General features: G+C 41.9%; 19 protein-coding genes and 1 rRNA gene. 16 read left to right on the forward strand and 4 right to left on the reverse strand.

Features of this window, described 5'->3' with window-relative positions:
* Positions 1 to 2409, forward strand: coding sequence for an ABC transporter permease (locus ND16A_RS15000; protein ID WP_033076432.1), 2409 nt, complete (start codon positions 1 to 3; stop codon positions 2407 to 2409).
* Positions 2410 to 2562: 153 nt separating this feature from the next.
* Here ND16A_RS15000 and ND16A_RS14995 read toward each other — a convergent pair whose 3' ends face one another.
* On the reverse strand, positions 2563 to 3594 hold the full coding sequence (locus ND16A_RS14995; RefSeq protein WP_033076433.1) for an isoaspartyl peptidase/L-asparaginase: 1032 nt from the start codon (positions 3592 to 3594) through the stop codon (positions 2563 to 2565).
* A gap of 308 nt (positions 3595 to 3902) precedes the next feature.
* On the opposite strand from ND16A_RS14995, the gene ND16A_RS14990 reads away from it, so the two are divergent.
* From ND16A_RS14990 to ND16A_RS0118775, 8 genes are all read left to right on the forward strand, one after another.
* Complete coding sequence (locus tag ND16A_RS14990; protein ID WP_033076434.1) at positions 3903 to 4643, forward strand: glutathione peroxidase; 741 nt, start codon at positions 3903 to 3905, stop codon at positions 4641 to 4643.
* Positions 4644 to 4971: 328 nt separating this feature from the next.
* On the forward strand, positions 4972 to 5340 hold the full coding sequence (locus ND16A_RS14985; protein ID WP_033076435.1) for a hypothetical protein: 369 nt from the start codon (positions 4972 to 4974) through the stop codon (positions 5338 to 5340).
* 125 nt (positions 5341 to 5465) lie between these two features.
* Entirely contained in the window at positions 5466 to 6722 is a 1257-nt protein-coding gene (locus tag ND16A_RS14980; RefSeq protein WP_033076436.1) for an efflux RND transporter periplasmic adaptor subunit, read from the forward strand.
* 9 nt (positions 6723 to 6731) lie between these two features.
* The gene (locus tag ND16A_RS14975; protein WP_033076437.1) at positions 6732 to 9890 is read left to right on the forward strand and encodes an efflux RND transporter permease subunit; all 3159 of its coding nucleotides are present in this window, start codon (positions 6732 to 6734) and stop codon (positions 9888 to 9890) included.
* Positions 9891 to 10022: 132 nt separating this feature from the next.
* Positions 10023 to 10256: a VF530 family DNA-binding protein gene (locus ND16A_RS14970; protein WP_033076451.1), complete on the forward strand. Its 234-nt coding sequence runs from the start codon at positions 10023 to 10025 to the stop codon at positions 10254 to 10256.
* 59 nt (positions 10257 to 10315) lie between these two features.
* Entirely contained in the window at positions 10316 to 10735 is a 420-nt protein-coding gene (locus ND16A_RS14965) for a GFA family protein (RefSeq protein ID WP_033076438.1), read from the forward strand.
* Positions 10736 to 10768: 33 nt separating this feature from the next.
* Positions 10769 to 12553, forward strand: coding sequence for a M61 family metallopeptidase (locus tag ND16A_RS14960; protein ID WP_033076439.1), 1785 nt, complete (start codon positions 10769 to 10771; stop codon positions 12551 to 12553).
* Between the two features lie 225 nt (positions 12554 to 12778).
* A complete protein-coding gene (locus tag ND16A_RS0118775; protein ID WP_052072863.1) occupies positions 12779 to 13039 on the forward strand; it encodes a TraR/DksA family transcriptional regulator in 261 nt (86 codons plus the stop codon).
* Position 13040: 1 nt separating this feature from the next.
* On the opposite strand, the gene ND16A_RS14955 is transcribed toward ND16A_RS0118775, so the two are convergent.
* Positions 13041 to 13892: an EamA family transporter gene (locus ND16A_RS14955; protein WP_033076440.1), complete on the reverse strand. Its 852-nt coding sequence runs from the start codon at positions 13890 to 13892 to the stop codon at positions 13041 to 13043.
* Between the two features lie 162 nt (positions 13893 to 14054).
* Here ND16A_RS14955 and ND16A_RS14950 point away from each other — a divergent pair, with 162 nt between their 5' ends.
* The 3 genes from ND16A_RS14950 (at position 14055) to ND16A_RS14940 (ending at position 17412) form a co-directional block, all read left to right on the forward strand.
* Entirely contained in the window at positions 14055 to 16460 is a 2406-nt protein-coding gene (locus tag ND16A_RS14950) for a hypothetical protein (protein WP_033076441.1), read from the forward strand.
* Positions 16461 to 16539: 79 nt separating this feature from the next.
* Complete coding sequence (locus tag ND16A_RS14945; RefSeq protein ID WP_081945465.1) at positions 16540 to 17133, forward strand: YjaG family protein; 594 nt, start codon at positions 16540 to 16542, stop codon at positions 17131 to 17133.
* A 63-nt stretch (positions 17134 to 17196) separates the two neighbouring features.
* Entirely contained in the window at positions 17197 to 17412 is a 216-nt protein-coding gene (locus ND16A_RS14940; protein WP_033076443.1) for a dodecin, read from the forward strand.
* Between the two features lie 20 nt (positions 17413 to 17432).
* On the opposite strand, the gene rsmD is transcribed toward ND16A_RS14940, so the two are convergent.
* Positions 17433 to 18026 (reverse strand): 16S rRNA (guanine(966)-N(2))-methyltransferase RsmD, encoded by a 594-nt coding sequence (gene rsmD, locus ND16A_RS14935; RefSeq protein WP_033076453.1) that lies wholly within the window; start codon positions 18024 to 18026, stop codon positions 17433 to 17435.
* A 208-nt stretch (positions 18027 to 18234) separates the two neighbouring features.
* Here rsmD and ftsY point away from each other — a divergent pair, with 208 nt between their 5' ends.
* The 4 genes from ftsY to rpoH all read left to right on the forward strand — a co-directional run bounded on the left by ftsY (position 18235) and on the right by rpoH (position 22365).
* Positions 18235 to 19461, forward strand: a complete 1227-nt coding sequence (gene ftsY / locus ND16A_RS14930) for a signal recognition particle-docking protein FtsY (RefSeq protein WP_033076444.1) — start codon at positions 18235 to 18237, stop codon at positions 19459 to 19461.
* 130 nt (positions 19462 to 19591) lie between these two features.
* A complete protein-coding gene (ftsE, locus tag ND16A_RS14925) occupies positions 19592 to 20278 on the forward strand; it encodes a cell division ATP-binding protein FtsE (RefSeq protein WP_033076445.1) in 687 nt (228 codons plus the stop codon).
* Complete coding sequence (gene ftsX, locus ND16A_RS14920) at positions 20278 to 21258, forward strand: permease-like cell division protein FtsX (RefSeq protein WP_033076446.1); 981 nt, start codon at positions 20278 to 20280, stop codon at positions 21256 to 21258. Before ftsE ends, ftsX begins: the two co-directional genes overlap by 1 nt.
* A 243-nt stretch (positions 21259 to 21501) precedes the next feature.
* Positions 21502 to 22365: an RNA polymerase sigma factor RpoH gene (gene rpoH, locus ND16A_RS14915; RefSeq protein WP_033076447.1), complete on the forward strand. Its 864-nt coding sequence runs from the start codon at positions 21502 to 21504 to the stop codon at positions 22363 to 22365.
* A gap of 741 nt (positions 22366 to 23106) precedes the next feature.
* On the opposite strand, the gene rrf is transcribed toward rpoH, so the two are convergent.
* A 5S ribosomal RNA gene (gene rrf / locus ND16A_RS14910) occupies positions 23107 to 23221 on the reverse strand.
* Positions 23222 to 23225 lie beyond the last annotated feature (4 nt).

Here is a 23225-nt window from a genome sequence, read left to right on the forward strand (position 1 = left end):
ATGATAGTGAATTATTTAGTCACCGCTGTACGTGCGATAAAGCGGGATATGCAACACTTTTTTCTCAATCTCATTGGTTTCAGTATCGGCTTAGCCGCGGCCATTTTAATGGCGCTATTCGCCCAAAATGAATTGTCATACGATAAGCAGCATCCCGATAGTGAGCGAGTTTACCTGGCTCACTCAGATTATACCGCTGCAGGGTTACAAGTTATCCCCTTCAGTTCTTTTGCGGTGGCTGAAAAACTGAAGAGCCATAGCCAAGTAGAGTCTATATTCAGGCTTAGCGCAGCTAAGGATATTCCTGAGGGAATTAATGACTTGGTTGAAATTGGTGGTAATTACCACAGACTTAACCGCTTTTATGTGGCTTCAACAAACATTCTTGATTTTATTCAGTTAGATATTATTGCCGGTGATATCAAGGAGGCCCTAGCGAAACCAGGTCAACTGGTATTAAGTGAAGCTGAAGCAACTCGCCTGCTGGGAAGTACACAAGTGATAGGTCGTACCTTAAATCATGCCGAGGGCCAATATAGCATCGGTGCTGTGTTTAAAGACTTACCGGAAAATACCCATTTTAAGTTTGACTCCGTGACACATATTCCGGCTGAGAGCATGCAAAATGGCAATGGTTTAGCTTATTACAAACTAATAGCCAATGCGGATGCACTAGCCTTTGGCCAGCAATTGACCAAAGAAAGTCACCATTTACGACCTTGGCAAGTCAAGCAAGGTGTGAAAATGGTAGTGGTGAACATGGAAAATCTGCACCTTGAAAGCAATGGCCCCACGGCCATGAAAGAAGCCGGCTCTGCCATCACGTTGCAAATCTGCATTGGCCTCAGTGTCATTTTGATACTGATTGCTAGTATTAACTTTATCAACCTTAATATTGCTCAATCAGCAAAGCGAGCGAAAGAGGTAGGTGTACGAAAAGCTTTAGGCGCAACTAAAGCACAATTAGTCACTCAGTTCCTCACTGAGTCTTTTTTAGTGGTTACCCTTGCTGGCCTAATGGCATTTGCACTGGTCGAGCTATGGTTACCTGGGTTTAACCAAATGATGGGTAGACAGCTTACATTGGTTTATGGCTCTGAGTTTATGTTAGTTACCCTAGTTGTTATTTTGTCTGTTGGTTTGCTCTCTGGTTTGTATCCGGCGTTATTTATTGCCTCCTTTAGTGCCAAGCGGGTACTTAGTGGTGATTTAGTACGTGGCGGCACTGCTATTTTTATCCGAAAGCTAACCTTATGTTTACAAGGTGCTTTATCTGTTGGCCTAATAATCGCCGCGGCTTCTTTATATCAACAGATGAGCTTGGTAGACAGCTTGGCGGTTGGCTATGAAAAAACATCTCGTTTAGTGGTAAAAGAGTTACCCACTGATGCCATATTTAAGCAAGATCACAACAGCTTATTTGCAGCGATTAAAAATTTGCCCGGTGTTGAACAAGTCACCGCCTCCAATACCGATCTGACCCATGATATGGAATTTAACTTCCAATTTACTTGGCCAAATGGTGAAAAGATGAACGGCTTTCAACCTACGGTGAGCACTGGCTATCATGCGGTTGATACCTTAGGGCTTACCTTACTTGCCGGACGTGATTTTTCTGAGCAGTTTAGTGGTGATTGGTATCATACTGATGGTGATGAAAGCAATAGTACTGTCGGTGTCTTAGTTAGCCGTCGTATGGTGGAGCTGGCTGGTTATCAAGATTTAGACACGGTTATCGGATTAACGTTGATAGAACCAAGATATGACAATATGAAGGCCAAGGTTGTTGGCGTGATTGAAGATGTCAAAATTGGCTCAGCCAGGCAACAAGCATTACCCGTGTCATTTAACTTAGGCTACAACAGAAACCCTACCGGTCATCTTGTCATCAAAACGGCTAATGCCGACATGGCTATGCTGAGTAAGCAAGTGCAACAAATAATAATGGATGATTTACATTTAAGCGATGTGCAGATCACTCAACTATCAGAGGATTACGCCAACGCTCATAAAAATGAACACAGAGCTTTAGAGATGGTTAGCGTTTTTAGTTTACTAGCAATTTTCCTCACCTGTTTAGGCACTTTTGGTCTGGCATCGTTTGCTACCCTTCGCCGTCAAAAAGAAGTGGCCATTCGCAAAGTGATTGGCGCATCACGCTTGAGTATTGTGAATTTACTTGCCAAAGAGTTTTTATTATTGGTCGCAATAAGCATCATCATCGCCTACCCACTCAGCTATTGGTTGGTAGGCGACTGGCTTGCCAATTTTAACGAACGTATCGAGCAAGCCGCTTGGGTTTACCTTGTCGCCGCAGGTTCTATCGCTGTCATTACCTGGCTCACGGTAGCAAGCCTGGCCTTTAAAGCCGCCTGTAGCAGACCGTCGCTGATTTTACGTTATGAATAGGTAATAGGAATATTTCTACGGGAAAACCTACAACAGTAAAGTTGCAACTCAATCATTAAAATCATTGGCCGTGGGTTACTTCTATTGGGGTAACCCACTTTTTTAAAACCTAGCAATCAGTTGTAGCTAGGTATAGCCGTAGTGCTATTGTGCTTATTCGTCCTTAAATATGGCAACGTAGGTAGGCGCTGAATTTGATTTAGTCGCCCGATACATGCCTTTGGTATTAAATGGTAAGCTTATATTGCCTTTAGTATCGATGATAATCACGCCACCAGTGCCACCAACAGGCATCAGGACATCGTGAATGACTTCATTACCCGCTTGTTCAATACTCTTACCCTGATATTTTACCCGGGCACAAATATCGGCAGCGACATTGTAGCGAATAAAATATTCGCCATGGCCAGTTGCTGATACTGCACAAGACTCATTTTCAGCAAAGGTGCCGGCGCCAATCACTGGTGAATCACCAATGCGGCCAAAACGCTTATTGGTCATACCGCCGGTGCTGGTGCCGGCCGCTATATTGCCCATTTTATCCAGAGCAACAGCGCCTACTGTGCCAACCTTGTATTCGCTATCTAGCAGTTGATGTGCTGCCTGATAGTCTTTGTGTTGTTTTTCGGCTTTTAACATTTTTTCTTTGGCCCGTTGCAGTGACTTATAACGATGCTCAGTATCAAAAATTTTATTATCAACCAGTGGCACGCCATGCTCTGTGGCAAAAGTTTCCGCGCCATTTCCACTTAACATCACGTGCACAGATTCTTCCATGACCAATCGGGCAAGATTAATCGGATTTTCAATGTGTTTAACACCAGCTACGGCCCCAGCTTGGCGGGTTTTACCATCCATAATCGAAGCATCGAGTTCGTGCTGGCCTTGATGAGTATAAACCGCACCTTTACCCGCATTGAAAAACGGTGAATTTTCCAGCACGTTAATGGCGGCGGTTACTGCCTCGAGGCTTTTGCCGCCTTTATCTAGTACTGCATAGCCGGTTTCAACGGCTTCTTGTAATTTAGCGCGGTAGGCTTTTTCTCGCTCCGGGGTAAACTTTGCTTTTTGAATCGTGCCCGCGCCCCCATGAATGGCGATGGCAAATGGCTTTTCCGCCGCCGCGGCGATAGTTGCCGTTGCCGAAAACATTAGCAACGCCGCTAAGGATAGTGAAACTGACATAATAGATTTTAACAAAATGAAGTTCCTTTAATATTTGAATTATGAATAGATGAGGTTACTGAGGTTAATGATTTGCTTCACCATAGTCTAGGCTTTAGTCCATTAATATATTCGTTTTTCTTTTTGCGGTTGTGCATAACGGTTTACTTTGCGCTAAATACGGGGAAACTTAAATCGCTTTTTAAGGTTTATTTAATCGATTTATATCGCTTTATTTAATCAAAATATTTACTCATAATTAACCCATCAAATTTACATACAGCTTTAACCGCTGTCACTTTTATCAAATAAATTTATTGGAGCTATTCATGCCAAACCCATTAAGCAACAAAGAAGGTCAAACCATTCCTAACGTAACTTTTCCAACTCGCGTTAACAACGATTGGAAAAACGTATCTACTGATGACATTTTTAACGGTAAAACTGTTGTCGTATTCTCATTGCCAGGTGCTTTCACCCCAACCTGTTCATCAACTCACTTACCTCGTTACAACGAGTTAGCGGCAACGTTTAAAGCAAACGGCGTTGATGAAATTGTCTGTTTTTCAGTTAACGATACTTTCGTAATGAACGCTTGGGCAGAGGATCAAGAAAGTGACAAGGTAACTTTAATTCCTGACGGTAATGGCGAATTTACCGACGGCATGGGCATGCTAGTGGATAAAGCCGACTTAGGTTTTGGCAAACGTAGCTGGAGATATTCTATGCTGGTAAAAGATGGCGTAGTAGAAAAAATGTTCATCGAGCCAAACATACCTGGCGACCCGTTTGAAGTATCTGATGCCGATACTATGCTTGCCTACATTAACCCGGAAGCGAAAAAGCCTGAGCCAGTAAGCATTTTTACAAAACCAGGTTGTGTACATTGTGCCAAAGCCAAACAGTTATTGGCTGACAATGGTCTTGCTTTTGAAGAAATCGTATTGGGTAAAGATGCCTCATTAACCTCACTTAAAGCCATCACTGGCAGCGATACCGTGCCACAAGTATTTATCGCTAACCAACATATTGGTGGTGGTGAAGAGCTAGCAAAATATTTCGCCAGCTAATCACATTTAGCACTTAACATCAGGATAACTCCCCCTGATGTTATTTCAACTTTGAAGATGCTCGCACATTTTCCTTTGCTCAACGAGCAACTTTTTGCCTCCTGCCACCTTTGGCTGGAGGCTTTTTTTGACTATGGATGGTCTTATCCTCGACAGGCAGGACAGCCTTTAGAGAGGGGTTGACTATGGATGGTCTTCTTCTCAACAGTCCGAGATAGAATGTTGTTATAGCAAAGAGTGAATTATTTATGTTACACAATATGTGTAAATATTGTGCTTTTATTAGGAACAGTTATAATCAACGAATCTGTATTTTACTTTAGTGTGTATGTTTAAAAGCTCATTCTACTTTTTCATCTTATGTCTGTTCACTGTGCAAAGTGTTTTTGCGGCAGTAGAGAGTAGTGAAAGTATCAAAGAGAATTCGCATCACATCAGTACTCATCAACTGCATGATCAGAGCCATCAGCACGGTTACGTTGATAGCAATCAGCATGATCAAGCGAATACCGATTTAGCACACGATCACCAGCAAACGGACCATGAATCTTGCCATGCGCACTTTCATTTTCATCCAACCATGCTTACCGAACTGGTTCGCCTGAACCCAAGCATACATCAACAGGAAGTAATTACAGCGCGCAAACTGGCGACTGAACAAAATATTACTTCACTCTATCGCCCTCCAATCGCGTAATAACCAAACCATCATTAACAATAAATTAGTCATCTAATAGCTTTCGCTGTTGGATAGTTATGTGCATTCGCTAAAGTCGACGATGGCTTTAGGTATGCTCAACAAATGAATATTAGGTTTTTACCATGAATAGATTTACTCAAAACATTTCCCTATTGCTTATCGTGATGGCAGTTAGCAGTAGCATAGCTTTCGCTTCCGAAAATCATGACCATGACGAGGCTCCGTTAGCCGCCCCAAAACAGGCACATCAGGCCGAAGAAGAACATGCTCACGGTGCCGAAGAGCCTGTACATGATGCAGAAAAAGACGAGCACGATGCTGAAGAAATAGAGCCAGACAATGCAGAAGACGATCACAACGAAGAGGGTATCGTCAAATTATCGGCACAACAGATGAAACTTGCCAATATCGAAGTTGCCACAATGTCATATCAACAGCAAAATTATAGCTATTATGCGCCCGGCGAAATAATTTCCAACGCCTATAAGGTTCAACTGGTGAGCAACCGCCTGGAATCACAAGTATTAAAACGCCATGCCGCATTAGGCGATGAAGTGAAACAAGGAGACTTGTTAGTCACTTTATTTTCCGAGCAAATGGCCGAAAAACAAGCAATGTTCATCAACGCGTATCGTGATTGGCAGCGGGCAAAAGGCCTAGACAACAATACCTTGTCTGAAAAGCAAACCAAAGAAATTGAAATTGCTTATAAAAAGCAATATGCCACCTTGCTCAGCAATGGCATGAATGCCAAAAGCGTTAAACAATTAACCAATAACAAATCGGGCAGTGACTTACTCGGCCAATATCAATTGCATGCGGAAACCAATGGTTTGATCATCACCGATAACTTTCGTCAGGGTCAGTGGTTGTCTGCCGGCACAAATCTATTTGAAATAAGTGATGAATACAGTTTATGGGTAGAAGCACAATTGCCGCCAATGAGCGACATCAATGTCAACCTGGGCGTTACTGCGAATGTGGTGGTAGGTAAGCATAATTTTAAAGCCGTGGTTTCACAAACCGGGCACAGCATAGATACCAAAAGTCGTACCCGTTTAGTTCGGTTAACCATTAATAATCCCGACCACCTTTTACATACAGGTCAGTTTGCTGATGTGTACTTCCAACAACAAAGCCAGCAACCATTATTACAAATTCCTGAATCGGCGCTGGTACATACCGCGGATGGCGACTGGGCCGTCTATGTGGAAGAACAGCCTGGCCATTTTAAACAAGTGGAAGTGAACGTGGTAAAAAGTATCGCCAATTCACGCTTAATTGACGGCATTGCTGACAACCTTAAAGTTGTGATCTCTGGTGCATTTTTCCTCGCATCCGAGCAAGCCAAGTCTGGTTTTGATATTCATAACCATTAGGGACCAATGATGTTTGCTCTATTGATTAAAAAAGCGGTAGATAACCGCATGTTAGTGATCTTTGCCGTCTTAGCTTTAATGCTAATTGCCGCGCTAAATTTACAAAAATTAAACCTCGATGCATTTCCGGATGTCACCAACATTCAGGTATCGATTAACACTGAAGCACCCGGTTTAGGCGCGGAAGAAGTCGAGCAATTGATCACCTTTCCGGTGGAGTCGGTAATGTATGCCTTGCCTAACGTCAGTGAGGTTCGTTCGGTATCAAAAACCGGATTGTCGTTAGTGACGGTAGTATTTAACGACGATGTCGATATCTATTTTGCCCGTCAGTTGGTGTTTGAGCGCTTAAGTGATGCCAAAGAAATGCTACCAGATGGTATCGGCGTACCGGAAATGGGACCGAACACTTCCGGCCTAGGCCAGGTATATCAGTACATACTGGAAACCGACGAACATAGTGACATCGATTTAATCCAGCTGCGCAGCTTAAACGACTGGGTGGTTAAATTACTGCTGATGCCCATTGATGGCGTTACCGATGTGTTATCTTTTGGCGGTGAAGTGAAGCAATATCAAGTCAACGTAAACCCGTCAAAATTACGCGCTTTCCACTTGTCATTAGACGATGTCTATAGCGCCATCGCTGCGAATAACAATAATGTCGGTGGTTGGTATTTAGACCGCGGCCAGGAACAAGTGGTGATCCGTGCTGTGGGCTGGATTGAGCCAGGCGAAAAAGGCCTAACCAGTATTGAAGCTATCCCATTAAAAACCATAGACAGTAAAGTTGTCCGCGTCAGTGACATCGCCGAAGTTGGCTTTGGTGGTGAAATTCGTCAGGGTGCGGTGTCTTACTCTAGCAAAGATGAGTCCGGTAAGGTTAAAACTCATGGCGAAGTGGTTGCCGGTGTTGTGTTAAAACGCATGGGTGCCAATACCAAGGCCACAATCGACGGCATTACCGAACGTACGGCGTTAATCAAACAGGCCTTACCCGAAGGTGTTACTTTCACCCCTTTTTATGATCAGGCCACTCTTATTGAGCAAGCGGTGAAAACCGTAGTTGACGCTTTATCGTTGGCTTTTGTCTTCATATTAGTGATTTTAGCGCTGTTTTTACTGAATTTACGTGCCACCTTTTTGGTATTAATTTCGATTCCACTCTCTATCGGTTTAGCATTAATGGTGATGAATCATTATCAATTATCCGCCAATTTAATGTCTCTTGGTGGACTCACCGTCGCCATTGGTATGTTGGTAGATGGTTCGGTCGTGATTGTTGAAAGTATCTTGTCAAAGCTAGAACAACAACAGCAGCAAAATAAGCTGGCCGGAACCGACGAAAAGTTAGCGATTGCCCAGTTGATCAAAACCGCCAGCAGTAGTGTGGCCAAACCAATCTTTTTTGCTTCGATGATAATCCTGGTGGTATTTGCCCCACTGTACTCTCTGGAAGGGGTTGAAGCCAAACTGTTTAAGCCGATGGCCATCAGTATCATGTTAGCGATAGTGAGCGCTTTGGCGGTGGCATTAATTGTGGTACCCGCATTCGCAACGTACCTATTCAAAGGCGAGTTAAAGCTCAAAACCAATCCAGTGTTAGCTGGCCTTGAACAAAGCTACCAGCGCTTATTGAATTTTAGCTTTAGCAAGCCAAAGATGATTATCGTTATGGCAGTGGCGTTATTAGTCTCCGCTTTAACCTTACTGCCAAAATTAGGCACTGAATTTGTGCCAGAGCTTGAAGAAGGGACGATTAATTTACGGGTCACGTTAGCACCATCGGCCAGTTTAAATACGGCCTTAGATGTGGCGCCTAAATTAGAACAGATGTTGATGGAATTTAACCAGGTAACCGATGCGCTTAGCCGAGTGGGCAGGCCGGAATTAGGCGGCGATCCTGAGCCGGTATCCAACCTTGAAATCTACCTGGGATTAAAGCCAATTACACAGTGGCAAGGGGCACAAACACGAGCCGAATTGCAACAACAAATGCTAACCAAGCTGGAACAGTTTCCGGGCTTGTTGTTCACATTTTCACAACCGATAGCGACCCGTGTTGATGAGTTACTCTCTGGAGTGAAGGCGCAGTTAGCGATAAAGCTGTTTGGTAATGACTTATCTTTACTTGCGAGCAAGGGCGAAGAGATCAATCAATTGGTCAGTCAAATTGAAGGTACTACCGGGGTATCATTAGAGCAAATCACTGGTGAAGCACAGTTAGTGGTAAGGCCGAACCGCTTGCAATTGTCACGGTATGGCTTGGCCATTGATGATGTGATGAAACTGGTTGAAAAAGGCATCGGTGGTGGCAGTGCCGGACAAATCATTAACGGTAATGAACGTTACGATATTTATGTGCGCTTAAATGAGGATAAGCGCAATAATATTGATGCCATTGAAAACCTGAGATTACAAAATCAGCAAGGCATCATTGTACGTTTAGGTGATGTTGCCAGCATCTCTTATGAATCGGGTCCGCCACAAATTCGTCGCGATAACGTGCAACGCCGGGTAGTGGTACAAGCCAACGTGTCGGGTCGCGATATGGGTTCAGTGGTGGCTGAAATTAATACCGCAATTAAGGATAACATCGAATTACCCGCCGGCTTTAGTGTGGAAATTGGTGGCCAATATGAAAACCAGCAACGCGCACAAAAGCGTCTGGCCATTGTGGTGCCGATTTCTATCGTGCTGATTGGCTTGTTATTGTTTTTGGCCTTCAACAGTTTCTCGCAAGCCTTGCTGATATTAATTAATGTGCCGTTAGCTCTTATTGGTGGCATTTACGCCTTGTACCTAACCGGGCAATATTTGTCGGTACCCAGCTCAATTGGTTTCATTACATTATTTGGCGTCGCGGTGTTAAATGGGGTGGTGATGGTGGAAAGTATTAACCAACGTATTGCCAATACCGTCCATCTTAGCGACGCCATTAAATTGGGGGCAATTTCAAGGCTTCGACCGGTGTTAATGACGGCACTGACTTCTGCCTTAGGCTTAATCCCAATGTTATTGGCAACCGGTGTTGGTAGTGAAATCCAACGACCTTTAGCCACCGTAATTGTAGGCGGATTACTGAGTGCAACCTTGTTAACCTTGGTGGTATTGCCTAGTCTTTACCTGTTATTTTCCAAGACTAAAATCAAGCAACTAACCGCGTAATCTGAAATAGTGACCAGGGACGGTTACATTATACCAATCGGCATAAACATCTAATCATCTTTATGCCGAATAGTATTATTTACCTGCTGTTCAATGCTAATATCTAATTATTCTCTAAATATGATGAAACTTATGGATAACCAACCTTATAACCCGCTGCATGGCGTCACTTTAGCTAAAATTGTTACCGATTTAGAAGCACACTTTGGCTTTGCTGAACTTGGCAAGATGATTAAAATTAATTGTTTCACCAAAGATCCTAGCATCAAGTCGAGTTTGAAGTTTTTACGAAAAACCCCTTGGGCAAGAGAAAAAGTAGAACAACTGTACGTTAAAAATAAGCATAAGTTAGAAACTGAGGACTAAGGACTAAGGACTAAGGACTAAGGACTAAGGACTAAGGACTAATACAGTGTGGAGGCGAAATGTTAGAAAATAAAAGCTATCAAGGCAGCTGTTTATGTGGACAAGTTAGCTATCAAGTAGATGAACCGTTAAAGATGTTCCAATATTGCCACTGCTCTCGCTGCCGTAAAATAACCGGCAGTGGCTTTGCACCAAATATCTTCGTACCATTAGAACAATTTAAATGGCTAACAGGCGAACACTTGCTAGGCCGCTATGAAGTCAGGGAAGCCAAGTATTTTGCCACCAGTTTTTGCCAGCATTGCGGTTCCACAATGCCCTGGTTAACTCAAACTGGCCAGCTCTATGTTTTGCCGGTTGGCACTTTAGACGATGAAATCAGTTTAAAACCAAGCCAAAATATTTATTGTGATGAGATCCCCAATTGGCATCAAAGCTTCAGTGAATTGCCTAAATTCGCCCAGGGTCCAAAAAAGTAATCAATATCATTCGTTAGTTAAAGAGTCAAAATCATGTCTGCAATCGCTTATAGTATCTGCGCAACTAATCCAAATGCTCACATTTTTACGGTCACCATAAATATTCCACAACATCGTGAGCCACAACTTAATTTGAGCTTGCCCGCATGGCTGCCCGGCTCTTATATGATCCGTGATTTTGCCAAAAACATCATTACTTTATCGGCGACAGCGAACGAGCAACACATCAACGTTGAAAAGTTGGATAAGCAAACCTGGCAATTAGATACTCAAGGTAACGCAGTAACCGTTACTTATCAGGTTTATGCCTTTGATTTATCGGTGCGCACGGCATTTTTAGATCATCGACGTGGTTTTTTTAATGGCAGCTCTACATTTTTAGAAGTTATCGAATTATCAAATTGGCCTTGTACTTTAGAGATTATTCAACCAGAAAAATACCCTGAGTGGAAAGTAGCAACAGGATTACCTAGAGCTAACGGTACCGAGATCTATGAATTTGGTAGCTATCATGCCGATAATTATCAACACCTTATTGATTGCCCGGTGGAGTTGGGTGATTTTGATGTTATTGAATTTAGCGTTGCCAATGTACCACATTATTTAGTGTTCGCCGGGCGACATTTTGCGGATCGAGAGCGAGTAAAAAATGATGTCAGCAAACTGTGCCAACACCATATTGATTTGTTTGCTGAGGTGCCCTTTAGCGAGTATTGGTTTATCACCAATTTATTAGGCGATGGCTTTGGTGGTCTCGAGCATAAAAACTCGACGATTTTGGTTGCCAGTCGTTTCGACTTGCCCAATCCAAATAAACCGAAAGAGCTAAGCGATAACTACAAAACATTTTTAAGCCTATGCTCTCATGAGTATTTTCATGCCTGGAACGTTTGCCGGATAAAACCAGAGGAATTTGTTCCTTACGATTTATCTCAAGAGACACATACCACGCAACTTTGGGCTTATGAAGGGATCACTTCCTATTATGATGATTTTTCCCTTTTTCGTGCCGGTATCATCGAATTTAGCGACTACTTAACCATATTGTCGAAAACCATGACTCGGGTATTTCGTGGTGTTGGCGAACTTAAACAATCGGTTAGTGAATCAAGCTTTGATACCTGGACCAAATTTTATCAACAAGGTCCGGATGCGGTTAACAATATTGTTAGTTACTACACCAAAGGTTCATTAATTGCTTTATGGCTCGATTTAACCATTCGCGCCAGCAGTGCCGGCAAGTTCAGTCTGGATGATGTTATGCGAACACTGTGGCAAGACTTTGGCAAAACCGGTATCGGTACTAAAGAAAGTGATTTTATCAATATCGTCAACAAGCTGTGCGCGATAGACATTACTGAACAATTTGAAGCCCTGCTACATACTGCCAGCCGAGTAGATTTAGCGCCTTTGTTAAGTGCCGTTGGTGTCACCTTGAATCGCACTAGCTACAAAAATCTCAATAGTGTTGAACCAACAACACGAATTTTGGATATGTATCAACCTTATATAGGCGCTTTTTATAAAGCAACACCTGCCGGATTAGTCGTGACTGTGGTGGAGCAAAACTCTCCCGCCGAACAAGCAGGCATTAGTGTCGATGATGTCATCATCGCCGTTGACCAGTTAAAAGCGAGTGAAAAATCCTTGCCCGCTCTACTTGCGCACCTACCTGAAAATCAACAACTCGATTGCCACGTGTTTCGCGATGACAATTTATTGCGGCTGCCACTACGAGTAACTAATGCGGCAGACATTGCCGTTAACCTAACCGTTAGCGATGCTCAAATGTGTAAAAACTGGCAGATAATCATTTAATTTGTTGGAACTACTAGGCGCTTATGAGGCTCTTCGACTCCAAGCTTAGTAAGCGCCCACACCTACGACCACGCACAGATAACATGCAAATAATTACCCCGGCGAAAGACCACAAAATAAATGTGGAGATAAATCAACCTTACAATGCCTTTTTTTGCGCCAGATCAATTTGTGATTTTACCCAGCCGTTAATCTAGCTAAATTACCTGTGCACGAGAAAAACAAATGATAGTTGAACAACTGAAAAATTCATTAATCGCCAAACAAGAAGAATTAGCGAATCGCCTGAAAGAAATTGAAAATGAAGGGACGCTGGAAGAAATTCATCAGCAAACTCTGGAAGAGTTACAAAGAATTAAACAAACGTTAGCCATGCTGCAAACAGAGCAATATGGTGTATGTATTATCTGTGGAAAAGACATTTCTGCGGAGCGTTTAGCTGCCTTACCAAGTACAAAAACGTGTTTTGATTGTAACGAAGATTAATTCAACTTACTTTCTCCTTCGTCGTTTGCATTTGAGTAGCGATATAAACACTTATGGAAATGAGAGCGGCGCCAATAAGTAAACGGCTAAGGTCTGCGTTTTCGGCAAAAATGGTTATTGAAAAGATAACCGCTAATGGCACATAACCATTGTTCATTACCGCAAGAGTTGGCGGATTAACCCGTTTTGCACCTTTGTTCCACAAGTAAAAACAAAGCCCTGAAGATATTACCCCCAAATACAATAATGCCCACCATTGCGCCGGTTCAATGACTACAGCGGTTAAATCTACATTAAACGTTGCGTAGCCGCTTGCCAGTAACGCGCCACCAAGATACATCCAAACCATATTAACGCTATCTTTTTGCTCAGCAGCCAGGTGCTTATAGGCCACTTGCCCAATAGCAAAGGCAACATTGGCTACTTGCAACAGCAAGAAGCCCATTAAATATTGCTGATGTTCAGGCGCTTTAAAGACAATCACCGCCGCCCCGGACACCGACAGCAATACCGGAATAAGATATGTATTCTGCCACGAATTACTGATAATGGCGTTAGCAATTAATACGTAAAAGGGGGTAAAAATGGTGAACACCGCAACTAAATAGCCCGGTAAATATTGATAAGACTGAATGTAGGCTAAATACATTACGCCAAACTGTAATGCGCCCAGTGCGATTAGTTTGAAATTAGGCTGGTATGAGCGAGCCAACCATAAAAATGGTAAAAAACTTAGCACGCATAATATTAAGCGAATACTGGCCACCACTTCCGGATTAATACCGGTTAATTGGCCTTTTATTAAGCCAAAAGAGAAAGCCCACACAATTGAAACCAGTACTAAATAAAGCATCGCAATAACACCAATTAATCGAATCAAAGAACATTTTGATCATATTAAATTCGCCGAAAAAAGGCAAAACTCTGTTCGCTTAAAAAAATGTGCTGAAATCTACCATAATCTGCTATTGTAATCTTATAGAGATAAAAATAAAAACAACATCAAGAGCTGCGTATGACCCTTAAGCCAGTGATAAATAGCGAGATTGAAGAGCAGCTACAATTGCTTGCCGGTGATATATTTATCCAACTGGAAGATAAGTTCAATCAACTTGCTGGCAAAATTAGCGAGAATGCTGAGCAAGACAAACAGCAAGCCCTGACGGCTCAAAAACAGCAACTTGAAGAAAAATTCACCTTAGTTCACGAGAAATTAAGCCAATCAAAGCACGATTCGGTAAATTTAAAATACAGTGAAATAGAGCAGCTACGCAACAAGCTACTGCATTACGAAACCAAATATACTTCATTAAAAGAACGAGCAATTCAAAACGAAGGGCAGTTAAAAACGAAATTAAAAGAAGAGCAATCGCTGTTAGAAGATCTTCGCCTAACCAAAGCAAACAGGGAATTATTGCAAAGTCAGTTAGAGCCGTTAAATCAGCAGACTACCGAACTTAATAAAGAAAAAGAAAAGCTGTTAAAAGACGTTGCAAAACTCGATAAGAAATATCAGCAACTGCAAAAATCTTCCATACATGAGATCGCAGAATTAAAAGCTAGCCTCAGCGATGAGCAAAATAATCAGCAACAATTACAAACGCAACATGCAGAGTTTAGTGACGCATTTACCAAATTAGAAACGCGGTTAAAAACTGAAAAGACGGATAATGCCGCCGCCAAAAAACAGCTAAAAACACTCACCGCCGAGCACAACGCTCATATCAAGGAATTAACAGCGACACTTAGCGATGACCAAATTAATCAGCAACAATTGCAAAAGCAACATGCTGAGTTGAGTGACACCTTTGCCAAATTAGAAACGCGGTTAAAAACTGAAAAGACGGATAATGCCGCCGCCAAAAAACAGCTAAAAACACTCACCGCCGAGCACAACGCTCATATCAAGGAATTAAACTGTAACCACAAAGAACGTCTGGAAATTTATGAGCAGGCCTCAGGTTCGAGTTCCGCGGCTTTACAATTGTTAGAACAAAAGCTGGATAAATCAGAGCAGCGTGGTGATACCCTAGCAACCGAAATAAACCAATTATATGCGCAAATAAACACCCTCACTACCGAGGGTAAAGCTCTTACGACTGAAAACACTAACGCTTTGAAAGCCCAGAAAAAAGAAATTAGCCGACTCAACAAAGAGCATAAAGCGGCAATTGTTGCTCAACAAAAATTGGCGGATAAAAAGCAAAGAGAGTTGGATAAACAGCTGCAACTTGCAAACAAATCTGCCGAACAAGAAAGACAACAACAAAACAAAATTACCGGATTAAACAAACAAGTAAAGCAACTTGAACAAGAGCATGTTGCATTGAACACTTTACTGTTGCAAACCAAAGATGAGCACACCGATGCCATTGGCCAACAGCAAACTGAGTTTGAGCAACGCTTAACTGCGGCGCAAAAAAAACAGGATAATATCAATAAAACCTTAAGCGCCAATAAAACCAAACTAGCGCAGGAAAATGTAGACAAACAAACACTCGAACAGCAAATTATCGAGTTGAAATCTGCCCACCAGGCTGGCTTGGATAAAATCATCAAAGACAGCTCAGTAAAAGAAAAGCGGTTAAAAGGCAAATTAGCAATGGCCGAACAACTTGCGGATGATATTCAGCAACAATTCGATAAACAAAGCCAAGCTTTATCTGCCGAGCAACAACAGGTAAACGACTTACTGAAAAAGCAACAAAGCGAATTCGATTCTTCAACTGCCAATTTACAACAGCAATTAACTAACTCTGAGGAAGAATTAGAGCAGTTAGAGAAAAAATATAAATCTGCTTGGGTAGAAAGTAATGCGTTAAACGATAAAGTCTGCCGTAAAGACGAACAAATTGTTGAACTGAAGGCGCTAAATTCAACCGTGAATAGCCAGCTGAGCAGTCAACGCGGAAAAGCAGAAAAACACCTAAAAGATACCAACAAAGAACAAGCTCAGGTGGTGAAACAACTGAAACAGCAAAATCAGTCCATAGTGTCCGAGCAAAAAAGCGATATAAACAAACTGCAATTACAGCTGAGTGCAGTTGCTCAACAATTTGAGCAACTGCAAGGTAAAACCGATAGTATTATTGAGAAAATCAATAATGACAAAGCCGCATTACAACATGAGGTCACGAAACTGCAACAAAGCACTGCCGCCGAAACCGCTGAACTTTATAAAGCTCGTCAACAACTCGCGCTTGAACGTGAAAAAGTCAATGATTATGTGCAAAAAAACGTCATGTTAAAATCTGTACAAAATGTCCAGGACGACCAAATTCGCACAACACTTAAATCATTACGTGATGAGAATCATGAATTGAAACAACGTTTAGACAATGAACTTATCGACGTGAAAAGCCAGTTAACCGAATATCGTCTGAAATTTGAATACGCGCAAAAACAAATCGCCCAAACATAATTCAGCAAATGAGTTTAGTTAAGGTTTATACCGATATTTACGTTATACTAGCGCTATTATTCCTGTTGAGATAGCTATTTTGTCTGTACCTTTACCCTTAACCAACTTATCGCTGTGGCAACAAACGGCCTTTGCGGCGGCTTTACTTGAACGCATGCTGCCTAATTATCAAATGTTTTCGCAAGCAGTCGATTTTGGCGACTTTAAGTTATTAAGAAATCAGCTTGACTTAGTGTGGCAACGTTTGTCGCAGGGTAAAATAAAAATCAATTTTGCTGTGCAACTTGAAAAGTTGGAAGATGAAATTCCTGATGTTGATAATTACGATTTTTTGGGCGTTTATTCAGCCCTTGATACCTGCATGGCACTGGGCTCATTATTGCAGGGTATGCAAGATAAAGATGACGAGATCATAGCCAATGTCAGTTTATTATCACAAAGCAGCGTCAGTTATTATTTAGAAATATTGCTCGCTTCAGAGCTAGAGCTGCAAGATGATATTGTCATCAATCAACAAGACATTGAACAACATCCGTTAATGCAGTGGGAAATTGCCAGCCAGAAAGAATTATTTGAGTTATTAACACATTCAAACGAAAGTCAAAAAACCTGCCAACAGTTAAAAGATCTTGCTCTTAGTGAAGGACTTTCCAATTTAGGTATTGAGTTGTAATCATTCAATTCTATAAAAATCAGCTATTCTTAACTATTAACAACATCTATATTAGGAATAGCTATGTCTGCACACCACACTTACAAAAAACTTGAAATGGTTGGTTCTTCAGCAAACTCTATTGAAGAAGCCATTGAAAATGCTATCGCAGAATGCGCAAAAACTGTGAGCAATATGGATTGGTTTGAAGTAGTAGAAACCCGAGGTCATATTGTTGATGGAAAAGTGGGCCACTATCAAGTAACCATTAAAATAGGTTTTCGCATTAAATATAGTTAACTTGATGATTTAAAGTAATATTAAGAACTTTTTCGTTGATATAAGCGATAGGCAACTTGCCCAGCCACCTTTTCTTTTAACAACTGCCAATTATTGGGAATGGCTAATTCGGCAAGCTCAGATTCCGCTTCTATATAAATAATTGCAGCATCGGACAGTAGATTTTTGGTTTCGAGTAAGTGCGCCGTTTGGCCGACAAAGCCTTGTCGAAAAGGTGGGTCGATAAATACTAAATCAAACGCTTGCTGCTCACGGTTTAATAGTTCTAAACAGCTGCCTTTTACCACTTTCGCATTATCCGCTTTTAACAATTGGATATTTAGTTGAATTTGTTGTGCGGCAGCAGAGTTTAACTCATAAAAACAACTTGCCGTTACCCCTCTGGATAATGCTTCAAAGCCCAGGCTGCCCGAACCGGCGAAGCAATCCAAACAATTGGCTTGGTATAAATACGGCATTAACCAGTTAAACACCGTTTCTTTCACTCTATCCGTAGTAGGTCTCAGTCCCGGAGCCATGATCACCGGCAATTTTCGGCCTCGGTATTGACCGGCGATGATGCGAATTTGCCCGCTCTGCTTATTTTGAGTTTTTGAGCTACGATTTTTAGCCATTAAAGTTTTACCAAGTTTAAATATACCAATCAGCATAAGTATATAATCAACTCAGTGCTTATGCTGATTGGTATTTGTTGTTTTTTTAATTTACTTACACGTTTTTTGAACAGGTCGGTGTTGCCAATCCAACTATGATGATATTATAAACTTTTATTGCTATTGGTTGGCAAGATATTATACCAACCCTTTACCGAATTTTATTATTATGTCGAAGAAAAAAGGCCTGTTTTCCTGGTTAAAAAAAGCTGAGCCAGAACCTGCTGTTGCAGAATTAGAACAACAAGAGCAAACAACCGAAAAAGTCAGAGAAGCAGTAGAAGATACACAAGTAACAACTGCAAAAGAAACTACTGAAACTGTAGAGCAAGCTGATCTAGAAACTCGTGCAGAAGACCAGGAAGAAATCATTGTACATACCAATGACGATACAGCCATTGATACAATCGAGACCGTACAAGTAGAAGCTAGTGAGTCGTTAGCTGCAGAAGCTCACGTTAGTGAGCAACCCAAAAAATCTGGTTTTTTTGCTCGCTTAAAACAAGGCTTAAGCAAAACCCGACAAAACCTTGGCGGCGGAATCTTTGATTTATTTCGTGACAAGAAAATTGATGATGAGTTATTTGAAGAACTGGAAACTCATTTATTACTTGCCGATGTTGGCGTTGACACTACGACAAAAGTTATCGACTCATTAATTGAGGCCGCTTCGCGTAAACAACTGAAAGATGCTGAAGCTTTGTATGAGCTTTTAAAAATAGAATTGCAAAAAGTATTATCTACCATCGAACAGCCCGCGGTGCAAACAACTGAAGGTCCACATGTGATCTTAATGGTCGGGGTAAACGGTGTCGGCAAAACCACGACTATTGGCAAGCTTGCCAAACAGTTTCAGGCAGAGGGTAAATCGGTAATGCTGGCGGCGGGTGATACCTTTAGAGCCGCGGCAGTAGAGCAATTGGAAGTATGGGGGGAGCGTAACAATATTCCAGTCGTTGCCCAGCATACCGGCGCCGATAGTGCCTCTGTCATATTTGATGCTATTAACTCGGCAAAAAGCAAAGGTGTCGATATTTTAATTGCCGATACGGCAGGTCGTTTACAAAACAAAGCCCATTTAATGGAAGAGCTGAAAAAAGTAGTGCGGGTGATGAAGAAAATTGATGCAAAAGCCCCGCATGAAGTTATGCTTACCATAGATGCCGGAACTGGCCAAAATGCCATTAGCCAAACGCAATTATTTAATGACGCTGTCGGTTTAACCGGTATTAATGTGACAAAGCTTGATGGCACCGCTAAAGGCGGGGTGGTATTTGCCTTAGCAGACAAATTTAATGTGCCTATTCGCTATTTAGGCGTAGGCGAAGGGATTGACGATTTGCGCCCTTTTAATGGTGACGATTTTATTGAAGCGTTATTTACAAAAAGTGAATAACGCCCCCAAACACAACACAGTGATTAAGTAGTTTACTGGTAACCGTTAATTTGATGAAATAAAAGTAATACCAAGCACTCATTATCCCGAGTTCAGGTTAACTAAAGCAACAATAATAAAGTGACTCAAGATGATCCGTTTTAATGCTGTAAATAAGACCTACCCAGGTGGTTTTAACGCCTTAAGAAATATCAGCTTCAATTTAGAAGCCGGTGAAATGGCCTTTTTAACCGGACATTCCGGCGCAGGTAAAAGTACTTTATTAAAGCTGATCAGCGTGATGGAAAAACCAACGTCAGGCCAAATTCAAATAAATGACAGCGATATTTCGCGTATTAATTATCGTCAAATACCCTATATGCGCCGAAATATTGGGATGATTTTTCAAAGCCATAACTTGCTCATGGACCGCACCATTTTTGATAATGTCGCATTGCCACTGGTGATCGAGAACGTCAGTCATAAAGAAACCCGAAAACGAGTAGAAGCGGCATTAGAAAAAGTTGGACTTAACAGTAAAATGAAATGCTATCCGCACATGTTATCTGGTGGTGAACAACAGCGTGTCGGCATTGCCCGAGCAATTGTAAACAAACCTCCAATAATTCTTGCCGATGAGCCAACCGGTAATTTAGATCCAAAACTATCGTTAGATATCATTCGCTTGTTTGAAGAATTTAATTCCGTTGGTGTCTGTGTATTAATTGCTACCCATGATTTGGGCTTAATTGCCAGAATGAAGTACCGTACTCTAACCTTAAAGCAAGGCACCATGATCACCGATGGATTAAGCCAATGTGAAGGAGCGGTTGGCTAATGGTAAAAAATGAGCAAAATACTCTGCTACGCAAAAAACGCGGCTTAAGCCTAAACGACATTATCATGCTGCCTGTTCGTCATTTACAGCAAGCTACCGGCAGCTTAGGTGATTTATGGCGAACGCCAATGGCATCGTTGATGACCATTTTTGTGCTTGGCATCAGTTTAACCTTGCCTGCAACCTTACATTTGTTTACTAAAAACGCACAGCAGGTCAGCTCGAACTGGGACAGTGCCGCACAAATTAGTGTGTTTTTAAAGCTCTCGGTAAGCGATAAAAATGCGCAAAACCTGGTAAAGCGAATACAATTATATCCAGAGGTAAAATCTGTTCGCTATATCTCTGCCAATGATGCCTTAAATGAATTTAAAAAACTCTCAGGATTTGGCAAGGCGCTGTCTTATTTGGACGATAATCCTTTACCAGCAACCTTATTAGTCACCCCAAGTAAGCGTCACAGCCAACCAACGGCGGCGAAAGTCTTATTGGAAAAACTTGAACAAGAACGCGGCGTTGCTCAAGGGAAATTGGATCTTGAATGGTTGACTCGTCTTGAGGCAATAATGGTACTCATTCAGGATATCGTCACCGCACTGGCAATCTTATTAAGTCTTTCGGTTGTCTTGATCATAGGTAACACCATCCGTCTGGCCATTTTAAATCAAAGGGATGCAATTGCGGTGATGAAAATGGTTGGTGCCACCGATGCTTTTATTCAACGACCATTCTTATATACCGGTTTTTGGTATGGTGTATTTGGCGGCTTACTCGCTGCTGTCACTGTGACCATACTAGGTAATTATCTTGATTACGCCATTGTCGATCTGGCGCAGCTTTATCAAAGTCAGTTTTCATTACAATCTTTAGATTTTAGCGAAACGGTGTTTTTACTGATTACCGCCATTAGTTTAGGTTTAATTGGCAGCTATATATCAGTTTACCAAAACATTAAAGCCATAGAACCCAGCGCAGAGTAAACCGGATAGCGCTTTGTTAACGATTAAACATACCGTTACAATTTCAAACAAATTCAAATTGAACGTTTATTTATCAGTTTAATCAAACAGTTAACCAGAGAGCAAAGATCGACTTTTTTTTCGATTAAACTAAGCTATTTTTTATATTAGCGATCTCAAAAAAGCTATGTTAGTATCCAAAGTCCACCACTTAACAAGTGATGGTTAGAATTAGAAAAGCATTAAGAAAGAAAAGAGGTTTACATGAGTAATACAATGCAATCGATGGCACTTACAATCCCACAAAGTGGCAGCATTGAAGCATATATGCAGTCGGCTTACAGCATCCCTATGCTGACCGCTGAAAAAGAGCATGAGCTTGCAACTCGTCTACACTTTGAAGATGACTTAAATGCTGCCCAAGATTTAATCATGTCGCATTTACGCTTTGTTATTCATATCGCCAAAGGTTACTCAGGTTACGGTTTGCCACAAGCAGATTTGATTCAGGAAGGTAACGTCGGTTTGATGAAAGCGGTAAAACGCTTCAATCCCGAAGTCGGCGTACGACTGGTATCTTTTGCCGTGCACTGGATCAAAGCTGAAATTCACGAATTTGTGCTTAAAAACTGGCGTATTGTTAAAATAGCCACCACTAAAGCGCAACGTAAATTGTTTTTTAATCTACGCAAAAACAAAAAACGCTTAGGTTGGTTTAGTCAGGATGAAGTTAGCACAGTAGCTGAAACTCTTGGGGTAAGTAACAAAGACGTACTGGAAATGGAAAATCGCATGGCAAGTGCAGATCAGGCATTTGATTTAACCGATAGCGATGACGATAGCCAGTCCACAAATTTTGCACCAGCGCAGTACTTAGAAGACCAACACTCAGATCTTTCAGTTCAAGTTGAGAATTCAAACTGGGATAACCATGTTAACAATCAACTTAGCCAGGCGATTAAGTGCCTTGATGAACGCAGCCAGGATATCATTACCACACGCTGGTTAAATGAAGATAAAGCCACACTACAAGAGTTAGCGAGCAAATACCAAATATCTGCAGAACGTGTTCGTCAGCTAGAAAAAAATGCTTTAGGCAAACTTAAAGGCGCCATTGCTGAACACTAGCAATAAATTAAGCGATTGAATAAATATAAGAAGCCAGACTCGTTCTGGCTTTTTTTATGCGTTAAAATCACTCATTTAGGCCGTCAGAGATATATCTTAAACTCGATCATTAGGGGTGGTAAGCGCAATGGATATATTAAGAACGTTATCCTCAAAATAATCTTTTTGAGTTGCCTGCGGCTGTACGCGAGATTGAGAACCCCGCCAACCAATGCTTTCGAAGCTCGATAGGCGTTAGGAGGTCCCACATCTCGCGATGCTCGTGATGGGATGACGTTTAACTGTTTCAAGAAAGTTTATGCCGTCATCCCTGAGGAGCACTACCGACATCGGGGACCTCATTCGGGCGCAGCGTGCCTGATTTCGATGCGCGGTTGGCGGGACTTCAGTCTCGCAGGTTAGTGATAACCAGTGACGTTGATCCCGATAAAATGCGAGGTTAAAAACCCCGCCAACCAATGCTTTCAAAGCACGATACGCGTTAGGAGGTTCTGTTTAGAAGCACGCTGTGAATTTAGGGGGTCCCACATCTCGCTAATGCTCGTGATGGGATGACGTTTAACTGTTTCAAGAATATATACGCCGTCATCCTTGAGGAGCACTAGCGACATCAGGGACCTCATAAGGGCGCAGTGTGCATCAGTTCGATACGCAGTGACTTGCCTGCAAAGAAGTAGGTCACGCCAGGCTCCTAAACGAAAAAAGCCCTTCGCGTGAGCGAAGGGCTTTTCGGAATTAGGAGCCTGGCGATGACCTACTCTCACATGGGAACTCCCACACTACCATCGGCGCAACTGCGTTTCACTTCTGAGTTCGGCATGGGATCAGGTGGTTCCACAGTGCTATTGTCGCCAGACAAA

The sequence above is a fragment of the Thalassotalea sp. ND16A genome (genome assembly GCF_000764205.1).
GTDB lineage: Bacteria > Pseudomonadota > Gammaproteobacteria > Enterobacterales > Alteromonadaceae > Thalassotalea_A.